This window comes from Mucilaginibacter sp. P4_D1 (assembly GCF_056401935.1).
Map to the genome: position 1 here is coordinate 68,758 of NZ_JBFUIJ010000002.1, position 16,831 is coordinate 85,588.

The window sequence follows — 16,831 nt, forward strand, 5'->3', positions numbered from 1 at the left end:
CAGCCATTTTTTACGATGTCTCCTCCTTCAGAATTTCGCGAAATTTTACCACTCATGACAGCCCATTTCACGATGTCATTCCTCCCTTCAGAATCGCCGACATTGCATTCTCACTTCAAAATTTTACACCCTCAGCATCACAAAAGAAGCCTACTTATCCAGGTAATCTGGCGGAAATATCTTTTGCCCATACTTTTCGGCCAAAGCGCCCATTTTGCTTTTTAACTCGTTGGTCATTGGCGGCGGCGGTAAAAATGTGCCGAAAGGTGCGGCTTCGCCAGCTTCCGTAAAAAAATTTTCCATGCCGGCAGGCATTACCGTACAAAGCAAATGAGCCATTTGGTTGGATTTATTGCGGAAGCAATGAACAATACCCCCGTAAGGGATATTTACAAATGAGCCTTTGCCTGCAATGTAACTACCCGCTTCAGATTTTACCTCAACTTCGCCATCAACAACGTAAAAACTTTCCTGCACATCGGGGTGGGCGTGCGGCACCGGGCCGCCACCGGGCGGTACCAGCATATCTATCAACGCGTATTTACCATCGGTTTGCGTGCCCGATATCACTACCCGGTACGAGTTGCCTGCCATGGCAATCCCCTGCCCGTCTTCCGGGCCAACAAATGTTACTGTTTTTTGTGTGTTTTCCATTGTCAATTAAAAATAGATAAATGTAATATAAGTATTGTCTGCCATTATCAAGCCACAGCCATTACCGGGTAATCGGTATAGCCATGAGCATCCGGGGTATATAAAGTTGTAAAATCAACCTCATTCAAGGGCGCGTTTTGCTCCATACGGGCCACAAAATCGGGGTTAGCCAAAAACGGGCGACCAAATGCAAGTACATCGGCAAAGCCTTTGGCTAAGGTATCTGCTGCTGTAGCGGGTGTATTACCGTTACAAAGTATAATGGTTTCCTCAAAGGCACTACGGATGGCATCAAATGTTTTCTGCGGGATTTTTGGTGAAAAGCCAATATGAATATACGTGATACCTATTTTATTTAATTCCTGCGCCAGGTAGGCATAAGTATTGTGTACTTCATCCGCATCATACTCCTGCAAATCGCCGAGGGTTGAGAAGGGCGAAAAACGGATACCTACTTTTTCTTTACCAATTGCATCGGCAATTTGCTGTACCACTTCCAGCGCGAAGGATGCGCGGGCTTTATAGTCGCCGCCGTATTGGTCGGTACGGTTATTTATGTTGGGGTTTAAAAACTGTTCAACCAGGTAGCCGTTGGCGCCATGTACTTCAACACCGTCAAAGCCTGCTTCTACTGCATTTTTTGCCGCCTGCACATATTCTGCAATGGTTGCTTTAACAGCTTCGGTAGTAAGGGCTACAGGAATAGGGTAATCCTGCATTCCCATGCTATCGGTATGCATCTGGCCTGCCGCTTTTATGGCAGATACGCCTACAACTGTAGCCCCCGCGGGCAAATTGGCCTGGTGGGCTATGCGACCTGTATGCATTAGTTGTACAAATATTTTACTGTTACCGGCATGTACCGCTCCGGTAACTTTTTTCCAGCCCTCAACCTGCTCGCCGCTAAAGATGCCGGGGATACGGGCGTAACCCAAACCATTGGACGATGGCGATGTACCTTCGGTAACAATAAGGCCTGCGCCGCTGCGCTGGTGGTAGTATTCGGCCATTAAATCGTTAGGGATATTGCCAATGGCCCTGCTACGCGTCATTGGAGCCATTACCAGGTGATTTTTTAACTTAAGTGTTTTTGTGYTGTATGGAGCTAATATAGTGTTCATGTTTTTTTTGCTTTGATATTGTATATCAAATGTCGGCACATCCATGAACTTAAAATAGCCATAAAAGATTTAAAAATAGTCTTATCGGACGGAATACATTGTGATTTGAGGTATTAGTTCATAAAATCTGGCTATCGTAACCACAATAAAAATATAATAGGTAGTTATTGTTTTAAACTTTTACTTTTAACTATAGTTTACAACTATTAAACCGAATTGCCAATATTAATTACCCATGAATTTTGATAGCACCGTTTTACTGAACCCTAACCATAACATATATGGCCACGAAATACTAAAACTGTTTTTGGCCATTGTAACCGGCTGTATTCTTGGGCTGGAACGGGAGATAAGGGGCAAATCGGCGGGGTTCAGAACGTTGGCGCTGATTTGCCTTGGGGCTACTGTTTTTACCATATGCTCCTATATGCTGGGGGTTGAAACCAACCGCGACCGGATTGCGGCCAATATTATTACCGGTGTTGGCTTTATTGGTGCAGGGGTAATATTTCGTACCAACTCCGCTGTGTCGGGAATTACCACAGCAGCATCTATATGGATTTCGGCGGCCTTAGGGATGCTTTTAGGTATTGGCGAATTTGCCCTTGCCGGGCTTGCGCTGGTGGCCACCCTGTTTGTATTGTACGCCCTTGATTTTATCCAGATTTGGATAGATAATAAATTTGAACACCGCCATTACCGGCTGGTTTTTAAAAACACCTGCCAGCTAAGCACCCTGTACAACCAGGTAAGCCCGCTGAAGCTGAAAATAGTTAAAATGAAAACTTCACGTAAAGATGTGCAAACCATCCTGGAGTTTGAAATATGGGGCAGGGAAAATAACCTTGCTTTATTTAATCAATGGCTTATAGATAGTGAGGAAGTCTTGTCGTTTGAATGGTAGGATGGCGGGCCAACTGGTATTCATTTGATAAAAGCTGATACAAAATAAACCGATAGACATGATGCCGTGTTTATTGAACTATATTGGACAATTCTATTTTAAACAGGTTAGCGAAATTTGCCGAATCCAAAATCGCCGATCACACCAATATTCAAATAGTTTAACAGCATCATGAATCATCAATCTTCGGGATATATAACCAAAACCATCTTTTTCCTGGCTGCTATATGCACGCTTGTTGTTCAAAAAAGCCAGGCCCAGGCCGAACTGATGCCCTACGGCAACCTGAACGGCATTCGCGTACAAGGCCAGCTTATGGATTTTAACAGCAGTATTGATGTGGTTGGCAACAGTTGGCACAAAATAAACGCGACAGCAAAGGAGCGCCAGCGGCCGAAATTTAAAAGAGATGGCGATGTTGAAACTGTAAATACCGCCATTGATAGCCTGGTATTTACCGAGACTGTTACCGACATAGGCAAGGGCAAAATCAAAATAAATATTACCTGCAATGTGCGCAGGGATACCAGCATTATAGGCGTTTACCTGGGCCTGCGGTTGCCCAAAGCGGCATATGCAGCCAGCCAGGTTACGCTAAAAGACCAGGCCATGGCCACTGAAGTACTTAAAGATGATATGCCTACAGTAACGGCTAAGGGCATTACCTTTAAATCGCCTGTGCAACAATTCAGCATCAGTACCAATGAGGCAGCGCTTATTATAAGGCCGCAAAGCGACGATTTAAAATACATCCAGCTGTACTTCCCAATTTGCGAAGGCACGCTAAAAAAGGGTGATTTATTTGAGAAAACCTTCGAGATTAAAGTAGCCGGCGATATTGATAACACCGATGCAACTATCCAGCTGAATACCGCCGTACAGGGCCGCGAATTTGCAGGGTTGGGTGGAAACTTCCGTTTACAAAACGCTAAAACCGACCCGCAGGTGATAGATTACTGTTTAAAAAATCTGCGGGTAGCCTGGGGCCGGGTAGAGATGCCCTGGCGCGATTGGCAACCGGATATGAACACCGATCCTATAGCTATGGCCGATAGTGGTAAGCTGAATAATCACGTCAAACAGTCGATGGAGATGGCGCAACGGCTGGGCCAAATGAACATGCCGGTGGTATTAACGGCATGGGCGCCGCCGCAATGGGCGGTTGTTGGCAAGCTAAAATACCGCCCCACACCGGATGGCATTTGGGGTAACCCGCTTAATAATGATAACACCCAGCAGATTTACAAATCAATTACCGATTATATTATCTACCTCAAAAACCATTACAGCGTTGAGGTTACTTACTTTTCGTTCAATGAATCGGACCTGGGTATCAACATCCGCCAAACAGGTCAGGAGCACCTGGCGCTGATAAAAGGCCTAGGTAAATATTTTGCAGATAAAGGCTTAAAAACCAAATTGCTGCTGGGCGATAACTCAGATGCCACCACCTACAAATTCATTTACCCGGCCATGAATGACCCGGAAGCCAGGCCATACATTGGCGCGGTATCCTTTCACTCCTGGCGCGGCTGGGATACCCCAACCCTTCAAAAATGGGCCAACGCCGCCGCCAAACTAAACCTGCCCCTTTTGGTTGGCGAAGGTAGTATTGATGCCGCCGCGTGGGAATATCCGGCCTACTTTGAAGAGCAATCATACGCGCTTGAAGAGATTAACCTGTACACCCGATTGCTGGCCATATGCCAGCCCTTATCAATTTTACAATGGCAGCTCACGGCAGATTATTCGCCTTTGAGCGGCGGCGGTATTTTTGGCAATAACGAGCCCTTGAAACCAACCCAGCGTTTTTGGCAGCTAAAGCAGCTGGCTTCAACCCCGGCTGGCTTGAAAGCCCTGGCGGTAACAGTTGATAAACCTGCTATATCATGCGCGGCTTTAGGCGATGTTGGCCAGCGCAAATACGTTATCCACATGGTAAATAACAGTGCCGCGCGTAAAGTTTATTTAAAGGGCTTACCGGCATCTGTTACCCGGCTTAAGGTTTACGTTACCGACAAAGACCATAACGTTAGTCAAAAAGGCAATATTGGAGTTAATGACAAGCAGGCCGTATTTAAGCTAAGCGCCAGGTGCTTTACAACGCTGGAAAGCGAGTAGGGCTAGGTCTGGAGTACTAAGTCAAGAGTCTTAAGTTCTAAGTCGAAAGTTATTTATTCTCTTTTGACTTAGAACTTAAAACTTCCGACTTAAAGCCTAAATTCAGGGATATTTAAACCCTGGGAATACAAGATGAAAAATGCTCCACCAATTGTCTTCCAGGGAAAAGTATAATTTAAATGGCCCTTCAAAATGAATGGTTTCGTTGTTTTCCAGCACGGCATCATATTTTACCGATCCCTCGGCATGACCAAGGCCCGAATTTGAGCCGGGTTGCAGTTGAAAACCGATGTCGTAAATAAAATATTCTTCGTTATTAAAGGCTGTGTAAGCGTTAAAAATATTGTTAAGCTGGTGCACTATTTCAACCCTGCTATAGGTTTTCCGGTCGGGAGCAACAAACGAATCGCCCAGTACCCAGCTTCGCTCGCCAAAATTCTGTTTAAACCATTCCGATAAAAACTCCAGGGCCTTATTTTCAATATTAGCTGTATGGTTAGGATGAAACTCTTCATAATCAAAATGGCTTGTCATGCCCGGAATCGAGAAATCGTCAGTTTCGTGATCAAACAACTCTTCAGTAATAAAAACATATTTGGTGCGATCGTCCAAATCGTCAGAAAAATCGACAACAATATTTTTGCTGAAGAGCAGGTCGGTTATCTGCTGCAAGGCCTCGGTTATCTGTACATCGTTTAATTTATCTGCTGGTATAAATTCGGGCTGCCCAAGCAAATCATAAACCTTAATCCGTTTTGAATTGGCGTAATTATGCTCAAAATCAAAAATGTTCTTTAAAAAAATATTTTCAATTTCCGGGTCAACAGGGTTAATCATGTGCGGATCGGCACCCAATTCGGCTTGCAATTTTAAACGCAGCAGTTCGTTTTCCATCCGCAGGTTTTCTTCCGGGTCGTCGCTCAGCGGTTTGTCAAAAAGGTCGTCGGTGTTTTCCATAGTGACGAACAAAATAGGTAAAGCCCGGTAAAATTTAAAACTTTACCGGGCTTTTAATTTTGATGGTTGTTATCTTATTTAAACCCAAGGCTTACCGATACCACATCAGATACCAAACCCACATTTTGCTTGTAATGCCCGTACCTTAATTCCAGATCGTGTAAGTTTTCCCAGCCTAACACACCTTTAGGGGGCGCTATCCTAAAACCGGCGCCAAAAAACTGGCTGTTGAACTTTGCATATTCGTAATTACTGGTAAAATATGCCTGCGTTGGGCTGTTTTGCTCATAAGGCGCAAAGTATTTGGCCGCTGTTTGCGTATAGTACCTGTAAAACGGAGATATGGAAAAGAATGGCGTAACCTTGTATGCTATTTCAAGATTGGCAGTATTTGATTTGCTGCCCCAATTATCGGTATAATACCGGTAGTACGACCGCAGGATAACATTATCGCCCAGGAAGTAATTGGCCCTGAAGCCTAAAGGCAGCTTAAACCGCGATGATGGCAGCCTTTCTATCGTATCTTTTCCATTCGAAAAATATACCCGGTGAAATGGCAGGCTTAAAAAGCCATGCTGGGTAACCACATCGGCCAGGAACATGATCTGCAACCTTGAGGTTACTATTTGTGAGTAGGAGAATGACGCCGTATAAGTGTTTCTTGGGCTTGATGGAATATTGGCTTTGCCACCACTTTCAGAACTTGATGAATTGCCGCTTGCTGTTGTAACCGTGGTAACCGTTGTAGTTGATGTCGGAATAAACTCCGATGGATAGATCAGCTTAACATGGTCAAAATAGCCCTGTAGCTTTACGCCAAACTCGCCCATCCGGTTTGCTGTTTTGGCCGAGAAATGTAAATCGGCGCCAAGCGATTGGTAATTATACTCGCCGGAATAATAGCTTCCTACGCCGAAGCTTGTCCCTTTTTTGGTGTTTTCAACTGTCCAATCCAGCGATGGATATACCCGGCTGCCACCGGTATTTGACGCCCCCGTTTGCGAAACATATGCAGCTGACGCCGAGGTGTGATGATCAAACCCAAGGCCTACGGATAGCGTGTTTTTATTTAATATATTGCCCAACCATACCAGTTTCAGGTCGATGCCATTTGCAATATCCGTTACGTTTTCGGTACCAATGCCCCCGGTAACCGCCGAGTGGTTACCATTTTGTTTGTAATAGCTTGATACCAGGTTAACTTCATCAACCCTTAACCTCCGCGGCCGGTATGCGTTGGTATCCTGACCGGTTGATGATGCCAGGCTGAAACCCGGGTTAAGGCGAATAATGCTATCTTTTGATGTTTGTGCATACGCACTCATCCTGCATATCAGGGAAAACCCCAACACGGATAAATATATTTTCTTCATGGAATTACAGAATCAGGGTTTAATATTAATTGCAACCGCAGCCACCGCCGGTTTTACCTGCGTTGGCACCTGATGCCGCTTCACGATAGGATTGAAAATTTAATTCGTTCCGCTCCACTTTTCGGTTGCTCAATGCCATCTCCGAATCATTGATCCTGCTTTTTTGATACTCCTTAAGGTGTACACACGATGTAAGCGATGTTGCCAGCAAAAGGCAGCCGGCTATTTTAACCAGTTTATGAGTCATTTAATAGGGGTATTAAGTTAAATTAATATTATTTGAGGTATATAAATTATCGTCGTCGTCAATTATTATGGCTTCAATGTCATTCATCTGGTTTATCAGGTCGAGGCCGGCATAAACGCCCATGATGGTAACGGGGGTAGCCATTGCATCGGCTATTTCGGCGTTGGTAGTAATAATGGTTACGCTTTTAATACCCGCCACAGGCATACCTGTGCGTGGGTTAATGGTATGAGAATACCTTTTGCCATCAATAATCACAAACTTTTCGTAATTACCAGAGGTAGCAACCGCCAGTCCCGAAATACTTAGGTATGAAAAAATCTGGTTGGAAGCATCGGGATTGGCAACACCTACGGTCCATTTTTTTCCATCGGGCTGATAGCCCCAGGCTGTAAGGTCGCCAGAGGCATTTACAACCCCGCTTACTACGCCTTTATCCTGCATTATTTGTTTGGCCCTTTCGGCCGCGTAGCCTTTTCCAATCCCGCCAAAGCCTATCCGCATTCCCCGCTCGCGTAAAAAAATAGTGCAGTTTTGTTCGTCAAGTACAATGTTGCGGTAGTTGATCAGGCGGACCATACTTTTTGCGGTAACAGGGTCGGGCAGCGAGGTCATTTGCTGATCGAAATTCCACAACCGTTTATCAACTGAACCATAGGTAATATCAAATGCCCCCTGGGTTACATTTGATATCATGATGGAGCGTTTTACCAATTCAAATGTTTCGCGGCTTACTTGCACGGGCTTAATGCCTGCATTGTTATTCACCTGGTTGGTTTCGCTATCATTGTTAAATGTAGTAAGTAAAGCTTCAATACGTTTTATCTCCCCAACCCCGGCATCAATACACTCATTGGCCCATTGCTGGTTATCTGCAACTACACTTAACTCAAAGCGGTTGCCCATCAGTCGCAAACTGCGTTTGTGCAGCGTTGGAGCGCCTGCTTCAACTTTAGTTGCTACCATTGGCAAACTGATTTATCTGTTCAATAAATTTTTCAGGCGTTTCATCAGGGTAACCATCCCATTGTTTTAAAACTTTGCCATGTTCATCAACCAAAAGGGTGAACGGAAATTTACCTTCGGCGTTATATTTATCGGCCAGTGCCTCATTTAACTTTACCTGATCTTTACTTAGCTGGTTTTTCTTTTGGCGCGGAAAATCTGCACGCACCAGTAAAAGATGATCTGCTGCATAGTTTTCAAATACCGACGATTCAAGGATCTCTTTTCGCAGCCTGATACATGGCCCGCACCAGTCTGATCCTGAAAAGTTTATCAATATTAATTTGTGCGATTGTTGTGCCTCGGCCTGGGCTTTGTTAAAATCGCCAAGCCAGCTTGCAGGCGATGAGATAAGAAAGAAAAATACTATTGTTAATATTTTCATTTAACGCATAAATTAGGGGAAAAGAATAATAACACTTAAAGTTTAAATACCGTTGTTAACCACGAACTTGCAACTATAAACCCGCATTAATAACCAGGTGCGGATGAATGCCATTATTGTGTCGATTAACCGGGTAAGATAACTTTTACCTCAATATTAACTGAACAATCTGTAGTTAGAATGAAAATTGAGGGATTTAACAGATTTTAACAACTGATTGACAGTGTGATCATTCCGCTTTGACAGAAAATTTTTGGATCAATGACTTGTAGTGTGGGTGTTAAAATTAACAGACAATAATTCACAAAATCAGAGCGGATTTCACAAATCCAATCCTGGGCAAAACAATATAGAAACTGTTTTTCTGTGCTGGTAAATAGTACAAATTTACATGCTTCCTTTTATATTTTAAAACCGCCCTATATTCATGCATAAATAGTTAAAAATAAGGTATTAATTCACACTTTTCAGTAACTAATGCGGTATTTATTGATACAAATGGTGCATTTATTAACACAAAAATAAAATGAAGATTTTTTGCGCAAAAGTTCAGAAAAAGCAGCCTGAAAAATCGGGCATCTTAGGTTTTAAAACTGCCAACTTTGCCACCGCCCTACTCCCGGGCCGATGGATAAATTAAACCATGCCAATAACACAATTAAAAATGGTGGCCCATACAACCCGTCATCGAACCAAATTTTTCAGTGCTTTTGATTTTGCCCTTGTAGTTTAAATTATTTCCGGGAACGATTGCACAGTTTTATTTGGGGATATTTTTTTTTAATCGCTCAGGAGTAATTAACCTTGTTTACTGATTGAACCTGTGCCATCAATTTCCATACAATCAAAACTATGAAAAAGATATTTCTGCCCTTATTGTTCATGCTCCTTTGCTTCGATGTGTTTTCGCAGGAAACCATTGTTAAATACTTGTCGGGAACGGATAAAGACCATACCATACCTTGGGATTTTTATTGCACCGGGGGAAGAAAAAGCGGCGTATGGACAAAGATTGCTGTACCATCAAACTGGGAGTTGCAAGGCTTTGGCACCTATAACTATGGGCACGACAAAGTTAAAGGCAACGAGCAGGGCTTATATAAACATGAGTTTTTTGCTGATAACCTAACCGGCAAAAAGGTTTATATCGTTTTTGAAGGATCGATGACCGATACCAAAGTTACAATTAACGGCAAACTGGCCGGCCCGGCACACCAGGGTAGTTTTTATCAGTTTAAATATGATATAACCGATTTGGTAAAACCTAACGCGCAAAACCTGCTCGAAGTAACGGTTGATAAAACATCGGCAAACTCATCGGTAAATGATGCCGAGCGCCGCAATAGCGACTTTTGGGTTTTTGGGGGAATTTACCGGCCTGTTTACCTGGAAATTGTTCCGGAAACTTTTATTGAAAGGATGGCGGTAAACGCGAAGGCCGATGGCTCTTTCCGCTTAGATGTATATGCTCAAAACTTAAAGAGCGATGAATTGATTGAAGGCCAGGTACAAACCCTTAATGGGCAAAATGTAGGTAAGCCATTTAATGTAAAAGCAAACCCGGCGGCCGACCATGTTGAATTACAAGCCAATTTTGCTAAACCGTTACTATGGAGCGCGGAATTCCCCAATTTATACCAGGTTGTAGTTACTGTAAAAAACAAAACGGGCACTGTTCACCGGGTTAAACAAAAATTTGGCTTTCGTACTGTCGAGCTGCGCACCAGCGATGGTTTGTATGTAAACGGTGCAAAAATAATGATGAAGGGTAGCGACAGGCATAGCTTTTGGCCCGAAACCGGGCGTACCCTGAGCCATGGTGTTCACTTGATGGATGTGAAGCTGATGAAGGAAATGAATATGAATGCAGTCCGCATGTCGCACTACCCGCCCGATCGTGATTTTTTGGATGTTTGCGATTCGTTAGGCATATATGTGCTGGATGAGCTTACCGGCTGGCAGGCTAAATACGATACTGTGGTAGGCCGTAAACTGGTTAAAGAGTTGGTAGTACGCGATGTAAACCACCCCTCCATCCTGTTTTGGGATAACGGTAACGAGGGGGGCTTTAACCGGGGGCTTGATAGTGACTATGCTTTATATGATCCACAAAAACGCACCGTGATTCACCCCTGGGAAAAATTCAATGGCACCGATACCAAACATTACCCCGATTATAATTATATGGTTAATGCAGCGGCCAACGGACAGGAAGTTTTCTTCCCCACAGAGTTTATGCACGGCCTATATGATGGCGGCGCCGCAGCCGGGCTTGATGATTTTTGGGGGCAGATGGTAAAACATCCGCATGGAGCCGGTGGTTTTATCTGGGCGTTTTTAGATGAGGCCGTAATCCGTACCGATAAAAACAACACCTATGATTCTGACGGTAACCATGCCCCTGACGGCATTGTTGGGCCACACCGCGAAATAGAGGGTAGCTTTTATGCCATAAAAGAAATCTGGTCGCCGGTTTATATCAATCCGCAGCCTGTTGATGCCGGTTTTGATGGTAAAATAGCTGTCGAAAATCGATATTCGTTCACTAACCTTAATCAATGTAGTTTTAAGTGGAAACTGGTTAAATTCCCATCGGCACAAAGTAAAACTACCACCGCTATAGTAACGGCCACCGGTTTACTAAAAACCATTGCGCTTAAACCGGGCGAGAAAGGCACCTTGAATTTAGCGCTGCCTGCATCATGGAAAAAAAATGATGCGCTATACCTAACAGCTTACGGACCCGATAAGAAAGAAATATTTACCTGGAGCTGGGCCATTAGCACACCGGCCGCTATTGCCTCCAAAATCGCTGCGTCGCCGGCTAAATCGGCTATAAAAACAACAGAGACAGATAAATTATTAAGCATCAAATGCGATGGCATTAGCTATGATTTTGATAAGGTTACCGGTTACATTCAAAAAGTGCGCAAACCGGCAAATGCAATTTCATTATCGGGCGGGCCGGTATTGGCAGGTGTTAATACCCAACTAAAACAGTTTACACACAAAGCCGACGCCGGAAAATATGTTGTAGAAGCCGACTACCAGGGCGCGGGCTCATTACACGTAACCTGGACTTTCGCTCCCGGGCACCCTATTAAACTGGAGTACCAATACGTACAACAGGGCGATGCCGATTTTATGGGTATCACCTTCAATTACCCCGAAGAAAAAATTACCGGCATAAAATGGCTTGGCCGCGGCCCCTACCGCGTTTGGAAAAACCGGCTGAAAGGCCAGCAGTTTGGCATTTGGCACAAAGCCTATAACAATACCATTACCGGCGAAACCTGGGGATACCCGGAATTTAAAGGTTACCATGCCGAAGTTAACTGGGTAACTATCGAAAATAAGGAGTCGCCGTTTACTGTTTACGCTGCCGATAAAAACACTTATCTGCAAATGCTGCACCCGGCAAGGGAAAAAGATGCGTTGAGCAATAACAATGTGGAGCCAGCTTTTCCGGAAGGAAGTATCGGATTTTTAAATGCCATTGCACCTATCGGTACCAAATTTCAACCGGCAAAAGTAATGGGGCCGCAAAGCCAAACCAACCACGCCAGCGGCGATAAAATAACCGGAACGCTTTGGTTTGATTTTATGCATTAATACCCAAAAACCGGCCTTTTAAGTGAGGTGCAAAACAGCGTTACCAACTGGAACACATTTTGCATCTTAACAGTCATTTTTATTTAACAACAAACCACAACTAACTGTATATCAACATACAAATTACCGTATTGCTGCATTAAAAACAAATTCCTTACCTTTGCGGCATGGATATTCTCCCTATAGCCCTCCAGGCGTACTTAGATGACCATTGCGATCCGGAGCCGGAAGCTTTGCAGCAACTGAACCGCGAAACGCATTTAAAGGTGCTGCGCCCGCATATGTTGTCGGGTCATTACCAGGGGCGGCTGCTGAGTTTTTTGAGCAAACTGGTGGCCCCTAAATGTATCCTGGAGATTGGCACCTTTACCGGCTACTCGGCCATTTGCCTGGCCGAAGGATTGGCAGAGGGAGGCATCCTCCATACCATCGAGGTGAACCGCGAAATGGAGGATATCATCAATTCACACTTTAAACTAACAAATGTTGAAAATAAAATAAAGCTGCATTTTGGGCAGGCAGAGGCCATTATTGCTGATTTACAGGCTGATATTTTCGATTTGGCATTTATTGATGCTGATAAAAAAAATAATTTTACTTACTTTCAATTGGTTTTTGACAAAGTCAGATCCGGAGGATTAATAATAATTGATAACGTTTTGTGGAAAGGAAAGGTGTACGGCCCCGAAAATGATGCCGATACGCAAGGAATTCGCAAACTAAATGACCACATAGCTGTTGATAGCAGGGTAGAAAAACTGATCCTGCCTGTACGCGACGGCTTACTGGTTATCAGAAAAAAATAAATTATGAAGAAAATCTTACTGATTACCGCCCTGTTGATTTCAACAATTGCTGCTTCAGCACAAAAAAACACTTCACAATCTTATATCGAGAAGTTCAAAGATGATGCCATTCGTATTATGCACGAAACCGGCATACCGGCAAGCATCGTTTTAGGTGTAGCCATGCATGAATCCGGCTGTGGCAACAGTACCATAGCCCAAAGCCTTAACAATCAGTTTGGAGTAAAAGGCGGCGGCAGTGTAGTTTTTATTAAACACAACAAAAAAGTACGCTCATCCTATAAAAAATATGATTCGGTTTTAGATTCATTCCAGGATTTTGCCCGCATCATGACCGAGCGCAAACAATTCAGCCACCTGGCCGATGCACTTAGCCACTATGATTACACCGGCTGGGCAAAAGGCATTCAGCGTAGTGGTTATGCCAGCAGCCGCAAATGGGCAGCACAGGTTTTAGGTATCATCAAAAAATACGACCTGAACGATTTGGACGAAAACCCTGCAACACAGCCTAAAGAATTAGCAGAAGCCAAACAATAAACCTATTTTGGCATTTTAATAAAAATGCCAAATACCCGGTTTAGCTGTATGAATAAAACGCGTTACTTTTTTTTAATTGGTGTTATTTGTTTTACCTCATGCTCGGCACGTAAAACAGTATCATCTTCAAAAAACTCCAGGAACTCTATCTCCAACCGCGATGTACGTCGCAACAACAGCAATATCCAAAAAGCCAACAGCGCTTCTATGGCGGGTTATAAATCCCTGTCGAGTTTAGATTATATTGATCGTTTTAAGGCCATTGCCATACAGGAAATGAACCAGTATGGCATTCCCGCCAGTATTACACTTGCCCAGGGCCTGTTTGAATCGGGCGCCGGCAACAGTGATCTGGCCCGCTTTGCCAACAACCACTTTGGCATAAAATGCACTGCCGACTGGAAAGGAAAAAGCTATTATAAAGATGACGACCAGGTTAACGATTGTTTCAGGGTGTATGATAACCCCGAAGACTCATTCCGTGATCACTCTACCTTTTTAAAACGGAAAAACTACGCCAAACTATTTGAGCTGGATAAAAATGATTATGAAGGCTGGGCCCGCGGTTTGAAGGCAGCAGGCTATGCTACCAACCCCAAATACCCCGAACTGCTTATAAACCTTATTGTAAAATACAACCTGGACCAGTACGACCGCGCCGAAGGTGAAGCAGCCAAAATTAAGCGCGAAGACCGTGTGCTATCGCAAATTAATGACAACATTGGCAAAGCCAACACAGATACCCTTACCAAAACCAAACCCGACGATAAGATATACACCGTAAAACAGGGCGATACACTATACAACATATCTAAACGTTTTGGTATAACTGTTGACGAGCTAAAAGCGTTAAACAGTATACCAGATAATAATATCCACATTGGGCAAAAACTGGTAGTAGTGAAGTGAGGGGGGAGGAGAGAATCAAGAGTTAAGAGTCAAGAATCAAGACAGGAGAAAAATTTTGCAGGGAGCATTGTTTTCGACGTACGATGCAATCAGGCGCCAATGGCTAATTTGTATACTTTAAGCACACCAAATGAGTAGGCTACGGACAAAAGTCTTAACTCTTGATTCTTAACTCTTGATTCTTTCCCCTCCCCAAAAGTTAATTGTTGTTAAAAACACGGCTAATTAAAGCCTAAGTTTTATTTTTGGCGCCACAATGAAAGTATGGTTGTTCCTGTTTTTCTGCACGTTATCTGTTCGGCTTTTTGCACAGCAAAAACAGCTGGAGGGTATTGTATTTGATAAAGACAGCAAAGACCGTATTGCCAAGGTAAATATTGTGAACGCCACTACAGGCAAATCTTTTTACAATAACCTTAAAGGCGAGTTTTCCATAGATGCCCAGCCCGGCGATATGCTGATATTTATTAAGGCCGATCATTACAGCGATACCCTGAAAGTACCAGGCAGTAATGCCATGGCAGTTTATATGAAGCGGTCGGCTATCATGCTCAGGGAGGTATACATTCGCGATACGCTGCTTACACCCGAGAAGCAATTTGCGGCTACCAAGCGCGATTTCACCAAAATTTACGGATCGGAATATAGCCAAAGCCTGTTGTCTGTGGCACCCGGCATGGGGGCGGGCATAGGTATTGATGCTTTGTACAATGCCTTTAGCCGCAGCGGCCGCAATGCCGCTAAATTACGTACAACGATAGAAGAAGATTACCACCAGCGCGAGATTGATTTCCGTTTTAACCGCGCGTTTGTGGCCAGCGTAACCCGCCTTAAAGACCAGCAGCTTACCGATTTTATGCAACGTTACCGCCCCGGCTACTTCCTGGTAAAAACCGCCACCGATTACGAGTTTATCACCAGCATAAAAACCAATTTGCGCCGGTTTATGCGTTCGCCCCGTAAATCATCGTATACCCTGGCTCCGTTAATTACACCAGGGATAACCAATAATTAAAGCCGATTTGCCGGATTTACACTGATGCGCTAAATCTTTTTAAATTTAATCACGTTATCCTGCTCCCACACGCAAAGCATTTGCTTGCTGCCCAGCGGGATAGATTTTAAGAAGCCGCCTTTGCCTACCATAACGGCATTTTTATTGGGGGCCGATACAACCTTTAGCGTATCATTCTCCTGGTATGAAATTATAGTTTTAGTACCTGCCGCGGTAATGGCGCAATTTCGGCCTTTGCCTATCAACTTTTCTGAACCGCCCGGCTGCGCATAAAAAATCTCGCCTTTACGTTGCCACGCGGTATGGATGCTATTTGCTTCGTCAACAACAATGCCGCCGCCATCCATAGGGCAGCCATTAAGCGCCCAGGTATTGGTGCCCATTTTTTGCGCCGGTTGAAAAACCTTGCCGCCATCTACAGATTTGGTTACATACAAATCTCTTGAGCCGCTCAACCAGTTTCTGAACATAATGGCCACTTCCTGCCCATGTACCGCAATGTTGGGCTTGCAGCACTCGCAAACATGCCCATCCGGCGATTGGTAGGCTAATATATTTTTTGACCAGCTGGTGCTTTTCGCCGCCAACCCCGAAAAATAAACCTGGTTCCTGTGCCCCGTCCGGGTATCCAGCCAAACGGCATAAAAGTTGTCTTTTTTATCTGCAGCTATGCCCATCAGCCCTTCGGGCGCCGATTGGTCAATATCATTTATAACACCCATCTTTTCCCATTTTGAAGAGGAATTTTTTAACCGGAACCAGTGGATATTGCCCGATTTATCCATTGCCGTAATTACCGAATAATTGGCCGAACTGGCCAGCTGCGGCCCTCTCGACATGCCCAAATGCATGTTTGTTATATGCCCCACCAGCGCTGGTTTTGAAAACGAAACGCCCTGGTTAGCAGATGTAGCACAAAAAATATTGTCCTTATCGCCAAATACTATCCTGATGATGCCTTTATTATCGGCGCTAACCTGTGGCTGGCTTCCGGTTGATATGGTACTTTCTGCCGCAAGGGCATTAATGGCTGGTGCTAATAATATAATCCCCAGGAGGATAGGTAGCAATGCTTTTTTCATGGTTAACGTTTAAATGAGCACGGTTTAACTTGGCGGTTGGTAACTGGTATTAACAACGTTATAGCATGTCAAATATATCCAAATGATTGAACATATAATT

At 44.0% G+C, this 16,831-nt stretch carries 15 protein-coding genes; 7 read left to right on the forward strand and 8 right to left on the reverse strand.

The window, feature by feature from the left end:
* Positions 1-150: 150 nt before the first annotated feature.
* Both AC1DV1_RS02145 and AC1DV1_RS02150 read right to left on the reverse strand, forming a co-directional pair.
* A complete protein-coding gene (locus tag AC1DV1_RS02145) occupies positions 151-654 on the reverse strand; it encodes a cupin domain-containing protein (RefSeq protein WP_477354553.1) in 504 nt (167 codons plus the stop codon).
* Between the two features lie 47 nt (positions 655-701).
* Positions 702-1,775, reverse strand: a complete 1,074-nt coding sequence (locus AC1DV1_RS02150) for an alkene reductase (RefSeq protein WP_477354556.1) — start codon at positions 1,773-1,775, stop codon at positions 702-704.
* A gap of 235 nt (positions 1,776-2,010) precedes the next feature.
* Here AC1DV1_RS02150 and AC1DV1_RS02155 point away from each other — a divergent pair, with 235 nt between their 5' ends.
* Positions 2,011-2,679 carry an MgtC/SapB family protein gene (locus AC1DV1_RS02155; protein ID WP_477354559.1) on the forward strand — a complete coding sequence of 223 codons (669 nt, stop codon included), beginning with the start codon at positions 2,011-2,013 and terminating at the stop codon, positions 2,677-2,679.
* A 171-nt stretch (positions 2,680-2,850) separates the two neighbouring features.
* Positions 2,851-4,800: a glycoside hydrolase gene (locus AC1DV1_RS02160; RefSeq protein WP_477354562.1), complete on the forward strand. Its 1,950-nt coding sequence runs from the start codon at positions 2,851-2,853 to the stop codon at positions 4,798-4,800.
* Between the two features lie 102 nt (positions 4,801-4,902).
* Here the strand turns inward: AC1DV1_RS02160 and AC1DV1_RS02165 are convergent, their stop codons facing one another.
* The 5 genes from AC1DV1_RS02165 to AC1DV1_RS02185 form a co-directional block, all read right to left on the reverse strand.
* The gene (locus tag AC1DV1_RS02165) at positions 4,903-5,757 is read right to left on the reverse strand and encodes a hypothetical protein (protein ID WP_477354565.1); all 855 of its coding nucleotides are present in this window, start codon (positions 5,755-5,757) and stop codon (positions 4,903-4,905) included.
* Between the two features lie 74 nt (positions 5,758-5,831).
* Positions 5,832-7,130: a DUF3570 domain-containing protein gene (locus AC1DV1_RS02170; RefSeq protein ID WP_477354568.1), complete on the reverse strand. Its 1,299-nt coding sequence runs from the start codon at positions 7,128-7,130 to the stop codon at positions 5,832-5,834.
* Between the two features lie 25 nt (positions 7,131-7,155).
* Positions 7,156-7,377, reverse strand: a complete 222-nt coding sequence (locus AC1DV1_RS02175) for a DUF4266 domain-containing protein (RefSeq protein WP_477354571.1) — start codon at positions 7,375-7,377, stop codon at positions 7,156-7,158.
* A 12-nt stretch (positions 7,378-7,389) separates the two neighbouring features.
* Positions 7,390-8,343 (reverse strand): FAD:protein FMN transferase, encoded by a 954-nt coding sequence (locus tag AC1DV1_RS02180; protein WP_477354574.1) that lies wholly within the window; start codon positions 8,341-8,343, stop codon positions 7,390-7,392.
* Positions 8,330-8,767 (reverse strand): thioredoxin family protein, encoded by a 438-nt coding sequence (locus AC1DV1_RS02185; protein WP_477354577.1) that lies wholly within the window; start codon positions 8,765-8,767, stop codon positions 8,330-8,332. Before AC1DV1_RS02185 ends, AC1DV1_RS02180 begins: the two co-directional genes overlap by 14 nt.
* 852 nt (positions 8,768-9,619) lie before the next feature.
* Between AC1DV1_RS02185 and AC1DV1_RS02190 the strand changes: the two genes are divergently transcribed.
* The 5 genes from AC1DV1_RS02190 to AC1DV1_RS02210 all read left to right on the forward strand — a co-directional run bounded on the left by AC1DV1_RS02190 (position 9,620) and on the right by AC1DV1_RS02210 (position 15,649).
* Complete coding sequence (locus AC1DV1_RS02190; protein WP_477354580.1) at positions 9,620-12,379, forward strand: glycoside hydrolase family 2 TIM barrel-domain containing protein; 2,760 nt, start codon at positions 9,620-9,622, stop codon at positions 12,377-12,379.
* Between the two features lie 167 nt (positions 12,380-12,546).
* The gene (locus tag AC1DV1_RS02195; protein WP_477354583.1) at positions 12,547-13,185 is read left to right on the forward strand and encodes an O-methyltransferase; all 639 of its coding nucleotides are present in this window, start codon (positions 12,547-12,549) and stop codon (positions 13,183-13,185) included.
* Positions 13,186-13,188: 3 nt separating this feature from the next.
* Positions 13,189-13,725: a glycoside hydrolase family 73 protein gene (locus tag AC1DV1_RS02200; protein ID WP_477354586.1), complete on the forward strand. Its 537-nt coding sequence runs from the start codon at positions 13,189-13,191 to the stop codon at positions 13,723-13,725.
* A 48-nt stretch (positions 13,726-13,773) separates the two neighbouring features.
* Positions 13,774-14,634 (forward strand): glucosaminidase domain-containing protein, encoded by an 861-nt coding sequence (locus tag AC1DV1_RS02205; RefSeq protein WP_477354589.1) that lies wholly within the window; start codon positions 13,774-13,776, stop codon positions 14,632-14,634.
* A gap of 256 nt (positions 14,635-14,890) precedes the next feature.
* Positions 14,891-15,649, forward strand: a complete 759-nt coding sequence (locus tag AC1DV1_RS02210; protein ID WP_477354592.1) for a hypothetical protein — start codon at positions 14,891-14,893, stop codon at positions 15,647-15,649.
* A gap of 29 nt (positions 15,650-15,678) precedes the next feature.
* Here the strand turns inward: AC1DV1_RS02210 and AC1DV1_RS02215 are convergent, their stop codons facing one another.
* On the reverse strand, positions 15,679-16,731 hold the full coding sequence (locus AC1DV1_RS02215) for a hypothetical protein (protein ID WP_477354595.1): 1,053 nt from the start codon (positions 16,729-16,731) through the stop codon (positions 15,679-15,681).
* Positions 16,732-16,831: the final 100 nt, after the last annotated feature.